Source organism: Acinetobacter sp. YH12201 (assembly GCF_013418145.1).
GTDB lineage: Bacteria > Pseudomonadota > Gammaproteobacteria > Pseudomonadales > Moraxellaceae > Acinetobacter.
The window spans coordinates 1-3,713 of record NZ_VPCP01000139.1; the positions used below are offsets into that span (position 1 = coordinate 1).

Here is a 3,713-nt window from a genome sequence, read left to right on the forward strand (position 1 = left end):
GAACATAGTCTAAACCATAGCGAAATAAACTCATTGAGAGTCGTCCATGCTTCTTTATTTTTATCGCTTTTTTTTGATCATGTTGCCATTCACCCGTTAAGTAGCACCAACAGAAGCTTATAGCTAAGACCGCAATCAATTTTTTCACTCGTCTAGGGTCTGTCAAGCGCGTATTTTCAAGATTGAATCCTCGTCCTTTGAGACAACTGAATAAGGTTTCAATTTCCCAGCGTAATGCATAATGCTGAATAGCATTGGCATTAAACTGAGGAGAAACGACGAGTAAAAGCTCTCCATTTTCTAACTGTAGTGCACTCATATATAGTTTCACCCGACCAACCAAAATCCGTCGTTTACGACATTCAATTTGACCAAGTTGAAGATGGCGAAATAAATCACTAATTTTATGATTCTTCCCTAAATGATTGGTGACAATGAAGTTTTTTTAACACGAATGCAGAAGTTGATGTCTTGTTCAATTAACCATGTAAACCACTGCTCACCGATAAACTCTCTGTCTGCGAACACATTCACAATACGGTCTTTACCAAAAATGGATATAAAGCGTTGAATCAAAGCAATCCGCTCTTTCGTATCTGAATTTCCACGTTTATTAAGCAATGTCCAAACGATAGGTATCGCTATTCCACGATAAACGATCGCAAGCATCAGGATATTAATATTTCGTTTTCCCCATTTCCAATTGGTTCTATCTAAAGTCAGTTGCACTTTGTCGAATGAAAACATATTGAAAATCAACTGAGAAATTTGACGATAATCAAAATACTGATCTGCAAAGAAGCGCTGCATACGTCGATAAAATGATTGTGGTAAGCACTTGATGGGCAAGGCTTTAGATGCAGAAGAAAGATTACATGTTTGCTTTAAAATGATCACAAGCATGATGAGCGCAAAGCACTTTAAATGTGACTTGTTCCATTTTAGAGATTTGTTTAAGATAAGATATAACTCATTGAGATGTGTCATAGTATTCGTCGTTAGAAAACAATTATTGTGACATTATTTCAATGAGTTATCTATTTTTGTCGTGTACAGAGAAAAATTTTGTACTTCTTACTTTATTTTAAAATGATGTTTCTCTGGAATAAGTTTGATTTTAATTTTTTTATAAAGTCTCTCTTCGGCATTTTCTGCTGATTTGGTCACTTTATCCGCAAATTTCTGATCAGACATAAGCATGGCATACGTTTTATAGCCTATTTCAAGCGCTTGTGTTTTATTGCCAGCTTGTTCAAACTGTTCAATTAATTTGTTGATCTTTTTAACACTGATATCGCTCATATAGTTGACTCATTCCCTCTTGATTTTTACTTTAGGATTGGATTGTTACAATTTGGTTAAAATGAATTTAAATCATTGCAAGTGATTGTCATTTATACAATAACTCAAAAATTTTCGTTAAAAAATCTGATTCATTAATTGTTGCTGGGCAATGTAGACTGGTTGTCCACTACCAGGCTGACATTGTATCCAGGTTCCATCTGCGTGTAATTCCCATGCACGCCGATTATCTTTGAGATAATTATTCAATCCTTCTTCAAGAATTTGTTTGCGAATTTTTTTATTCTCGATCGGGAAACAGGTTTCGATGCGAGAAAACAAATTACGTCCCATCCAATCCGCACTGGCGCAATACAGTTTGCTGTCACCATCATTATAAAAATAATACACTCTAGTATGTTCCAAATAACGTCCGACGATTGAACGTACACGAATATTGTCGGAGAGCCCTGCAACTTGTGGTCGTAAGCAACAAATTGAACGAACGATTAAATCGATTTGTACACCCGCTTGTGATGCTTGATAAAGTTCATGAATCAGTTGCGGTTCAGTTAATGCATTGACTTTAATAATGATCTGCGCTTTTTTTCCTGCTTTACTATTTTTAATTTCCTGCTGTATGAGTTCAAGTAATTGTGAGTGAAGGGTAAATGGCGCGTGAAAAAGTTTTTCCAGCTTTATGGTTTTTCCCATACCAGTTAATTCTTGAAAGATTTTATGTACATCTTCACAAATATCAGCATCACTGGTAAGTAAGCCATAATCGGTATAGATTTTGGCATTGGTCGCATGATAGTTACCTGTACCTAAATGAACATAACGTTTAATTTTGTCTATTTCACGACGCACGATCAGAATCATTTTGGCATGAGTCTTATAGCCGACAATCCCATATACGACAACTGCGCCAGCTTCTTGTAATACATTGGCAACTTCGATATTTGACTCTTCATCAAAGCGTGCACGTAATTCAATCACGGCTGTGACTTCCTTACCGTTCCGTGCCGCTTCAGCAAGGACTTGCACAATTTCAGAATCTACACCACTGCGATAAAGTGTTTGTTTTATAGCCAACACATGTGGATCACGGGCTGCCTCTTTCAGCAACTTAATGACCGGAGCGAAAGAGTGAAAAGGGTGGTGTAATAAGACATCTTCGGTTTTTAATACCTCAAATATCGATTTTTTACTATACAACCCTTTTGGTAATTTTTGTACATAGGGAGGGAAACGTAACTCGGGTAAATTAAAGTTCGATATAAAACGAGCCAGGTTAACAGGACCATTCACCAGATAGAGCTGATCTTGATCAAGATCAAATTGTTCCAGTAAATAATCAGTAATCATCTCTGGACACGCTTTATTCACTTCGAGTCTGACAGCGCGACCAAAACGTCGAGATGAAAGTTCCCCTTTTAAAGCGATTGCTAAATCTTCCACATCCTCTGATACGGTGAGGTCAGCATTTCGCGTTACCCGGAATTGATAACACCCGGTTGTGGTCACTCCTGGAAATAATTCATGAATATGTTGCTGAATGATCGCGGAAAGTAAAATGTAGTGCTCAGCCTCACCAGAAACATGCGTGGGTAATTTAACTAATCTTGGCAATGATCGAGGGGCAGGAACAATCGCTAAATCAATTTTTCGTCCAAAGGCATCGTTGCCTTCCAAAGTGACAATAAAGTTTAAGCTTTTATTGGCTAAACGAGGAAAAGGGTGTGCGGGGTCTAGACTGATGGGGGTTACAACAGGTTGAACTTCATGATGAAAATAATCTTTAATCCATGCTTTATGTTTTTGAAGGATATCACCATGCTGAATAAAATTAACTCCATTGCCTTGCAGTTGTGGCAGGATATTATAGTTCAGAATTTTATACTGTTCCTCAACGGCCTCATGTGCAAGCTTAGAAATCGTCGTCAGTATTTCTGAGATGAATAAATTATCTGGACGGGTCTTATTATGGCTGGACAGCTCAAATTGCTGTATCAAACTCGCGACACGTATTTCAAAAAATTCATCTAGATTTCGTGAAAAAATAATTAAAAAATTGAGTCGTTCAAGTAAAGGATATTCAGTATCTTTCGCCTGTGCCAATACTCGCTTATGAAATTCAAGTAAGGAAAGGTCCCGATTAATATAAGTTTTTAATGTATGTATGGAAGAATTTGAAGGCACACTTAAAGCAGTCATTTATGGCTCTTATATCATTAGATAACAAGGTTCAAATCAATTGAATAAACATTCATAAAACCCTTAAATGAGACAAACTGATTTTCAGTAGATCTCTTGCGAAAGTCATTATTGAAAATTTATCCGGTTTACCAGTGCAGCGATTAAGTTAATGCGTAAACCGAATCTTTTCCGTCTATTTCGATAGCGTTCACTTAATATTCTAAATGTTTTCA

The 3,713-nt window shown here is 36.8% G+C and carries 3 protein-coding genes and 1 pseudogene; all 4 read right to left on the reverse strand.

Annotated elements, in window-relative coordinates:
• Positions 1–987, reverse strand: a protein-coding gene (locus FTU91_RS15790; protein WP_180082811.1) for an IS4 family transposase whose coding sequence is annotated in 2 segments (ribosomal slippage) — positions 1–447 and positions 447–987 — 988 coding nt annotated over the 2 segments. Because the reading frame shifts where the segments join, the coding sequence is not laid out codon by codon here. This gene is flagged as partial in the annotation.
• A gap of 87 nt (positions 988–1,074) precedes the next feature.
• On the reverse strand, positions 1,075–1,302 hold the full coding sequence (locus FTU91_RS15795) for a hypothetical protein (RefSeq protein ID WP_086197572.1): 228 nt from the start codon (positions 1,300–1,302) through the stop codon (positions 1,075–1,077).
• 117 nt (positions 1,303–1,419) lie between these two features.
• Complete coding sequence (gene ppk1, locus FTU91_RS15800) at positions 1,420–3,498, reverse strand: polyphosphate kinase 1 (RefSeq protein WP_180082812.1); 2,079 nt, start codon at positions 3,496–3,498, stop codon at positions 1,420–1,422.
• Positions 3,499–3,606: 108 nt separating this feature from the next.
• A pseudogene (locus tag FTU91_RS15805) lies at positions 3,607–3,713 on the reverse strand (IS5/IS1182 family transposase); the annotation flags it as partial.

Bases quoted from the DNA above. Each gene is read 5' to 3' on its own strand.
- FTU91_RS15795 (WP_086197572.1), bottom strand. From the start codon at position 1,302: ATGAGCGATATCAGTGTTAAAAAGATCAACAAATTAATTGAACAGTTT.
- ppk1 (WP_180082812.1), bottom strand. From the start codon at position 3,498: ATGACTGCTTTAAGTGTGCCTTCAAATTCTTCCATACATACATTAAAA.